We start from the raw sequence: 2,534 nt of genomic DNA on the forward strand, positions 1-2,534 counted from the left end.
CTGCGGCGTGCGGATGCCGGCCACCACGTCCTCGCCCTGGGCGTTGATCAGGAATTCGCCGTACAGGCGGTTGTCGCCGTTCGACGGGTTGCGGGTGAAGGCAACGCCCGTCGCCGAGGTGTCGCCCATGTTGCCGAACACCATCGACTGGACGTTCACCGCCGTGCCCCAGCTCTCGGGGATGTCGTGCATGCGGCGATAGAACTTGGCCCGGTCGTTCATCCAGCTGGCGAACACGGCGCCGATCGCGCCCCACAGCTGCTCCTGGGCGTCCTGCGGGAACGGCTTGCCCAGGTGCTCCTGGACGGCGGCCTTGTAGTCCTTGATGACCAGGCCCCAGTCGTCGGCGGTCAGGCCGGTGTCGACGTGGACGTCCAGGCGTTCCTTGTGGTCGTCCAGGATCTCCTCGAACATGTGGTGCTCCAGATTGAGCACGACGTTGGAGTACATCTGGATGAAGCGGCGGTAGCTGTCATAGGCGAAGCGACGGTCGCCCGACAGCTTGGCCAGCCCTTCGACGGTCTCGTCGTTGAGGCCGAGGTTCAGGACCGTGTCCATCATGCCCGGCATCGACGCCCGGGCGCCCGAACGCACCGAGACCAGCAGCGGGTTGCCGACGTCGCCGAATTTCTTGCCGGTGATCTCTTCGACCTTGGCCAGCCCGACCTTGACCTGATCGGCCAGTTCGGTCGGGTACTGCTTGCCGTTGGCGTAGTAGTGGACACACGCCTCGGTGGTGATCGTGAAGCCGGGGGGCACCGGCAGGCCCAGCGAGGACATCTCGGCGAGGTTGGCGCCCTTGCCCCCGAGAAGGTTCTTCATCGAGGCGTCGCCGTCCGCGCCGCCTCCGCCAAATGCATAAACCCAACGGGACTTGGTCAGCGTCTCAACCGGCATATGAAATTCACCCTGCGATAAGTGAAAAGGCCGCGCCCCTCTAATGGGAGCGTCTCACCTTGGAACAGCGCTGCTGTATCGTGATCCCGCAGTGCAATATCCGGGGCCTCAGTAGCACTTCGTTCAAGAACGCGTCCACTGGCGCTTCGCGTTCCGCGCCCCAGGATGAGAATTCGGCAAATATTTCCAATGACAACGTTGTCCTGCCGATAAGAGCGGCAGCAACTGGCTCTAGGCACGATTTAAATCCGCCAACCGGAGCCTTGAAGGCGCGCGTCGACCCGCCGCCTCTGGGTTGGACGGCTTGAAGATCTTCAGACCCTGAAACGTAATGCATCTGTGGCGTGTATTGCGAGGACCTGGAGATGAGGCTCCCTCACCTCGGCGCACTGGGATGTTGCTTAGAGACGCGGCCGACGCAGACCATCGGGTTGGCCGCCCGGCCTCAGATCGCGACGCATTGGCATGAGCTTTCGAAAAAGAGGGCGGCGCTGACCGCCCCCTCCGTCGATCAGTAGCGACGGCTATGGACAGAGCGGAGATACGCCCGGTCGCCTTCGGTCATCGCGCGAGGCGCGTCGACGGCGCCGTTGTCGAACAGGTTCAGGATCGAGTCCTGGGCCGGCGCGCGAACCCGGGTGTCGGCCAGGGCCACCAGACTGACATAGTCAGCCAAGGTCGAGACCTTGAAATCCGCCGCCTTGGCGGCGTCCACGATCACCAGGGCGTTGTAAGGCCGGGCGTCCTGGGTCTTGAGGCCCGGAGCGGCGGAGCCGTGTATCCAGCGCACGGGCTGGGTGCTGGTCCTGAAGCGCTCGATATCCTGAGCGGCGACGCCCCTGTAGTTGAAGCGCTTGGCGCGCGTGGCCTCGACCACCAACTCATCCGGGTTGGACGAGAACAGAACGACCACGTTCGGCTCGCAATCGCGATGCGCATATTCCGCGCCGACCTGATTGGCGACCTGGCGCAGCCGCGCGGCGACATAGTTGTTCACTTCGGCCGAAGCGCCGCGAACCAGCGGACAAATGCCCTCGCGCGCGCCGCCCGTGAGGCCCTGGCGCAGACGCGCCATTTCGCTCTCGAGGCCCTGCTGACGCCGAGCGTCACCCATCAGGGTCTCGCTCTGGCGGGCGGACGCGGCAGAGCCTGCCGCCAGAAGAACCGCAACGCCAACACTCAGAAGCATCCGTCGCATAGCCCGTCTCCTTCCAGATGAAAGGTGATGGGAACACAACTTTAGAATGCCGACAAGCCCAGTACTCGCAAACGAAAGCGGCGGGCGATCACCTTCTGATCACCCGCCGCTCGCCCCCGTGGAGGCGCCGTCATCAGCCTTCTTTGGCCGATGACCGGCCATCCACTGTCTCTAGAACGGAATCTCGTCGTCCAGGTCGGCCGAGAAACTCTCGCGCGGGCCGCTAGGCTGGCTGCGCTGGCCGCCGCCGAAGCTGGAGCCGCCGCCCGAATAGCCGCCGCCGTACTCGTCGCCGCCGCCCGACGAGGCGCCGGCGCTGTCACCGCGGCCGCCCAGCATGGTCAGTTCGCCACGGAACTTCTGCAGAACGATCTCGGTCGAATACTTCTCCTGACCAGTGTTGTCGGTCCACTTGCGGGTCTGCAGAGCGCCCTCGATA

At 64.6% G+C, this 2,534-nt stretch carries 3 protein-coding genes; all 3 read right to left on the reverse strand.

The window, feature by feature from the left end; all coding sequences use genetic code 11:
- A partial coding sequence (locus Q0379_RS24070) for a PEP/pyruvate-binding domain-containing protein (RefSeq protein WP_299017891.1) occupies positions 1-897 on the reverse strand: 897 nt, incomplete at its 3' end.
- A 511-nt stretch (positions 898-1,408) separates the two neighbouring features.
- Complete coding sequence (locus Q0379_RS24075) at positions 1,409-2,011, reverse strand: hypothetical protein (RefSeq protein WP_299017893.1); 603 nt, start codon at positions 2,009-2,011, stop codon at positions 1,409-1,411.
- Between the two features lie 255 nt (positions 2,012-2,266).
- A partial coding sequence (locus Q0379_RS24080; RefSeq protein WP_299017895.1) for a single-stranded DNA-binding protein occupies positions 2,267-2,534 on the reverse strand: 268 nt, incomplete at its 5' end.

The sequence above is a fragment of the uncultured Caulobacter sp. genome, from assembly GCF_937900395.1.
Lineage (GTDB): Bacteria > Pseudomonadota > Alphaproteobacteria > Caulobacterales > Caulobacteraceae > Caulobacter.

Coding starts and splice junctions, on each gene's coding strand:
- Q0379_RS24075 (WP_299017893.1), bottom strand. CDS start 2,011: ATGGGTGACGCTCGGCGTCAGCAGGGCCTCGAGAGCGAAATGGCGCGT.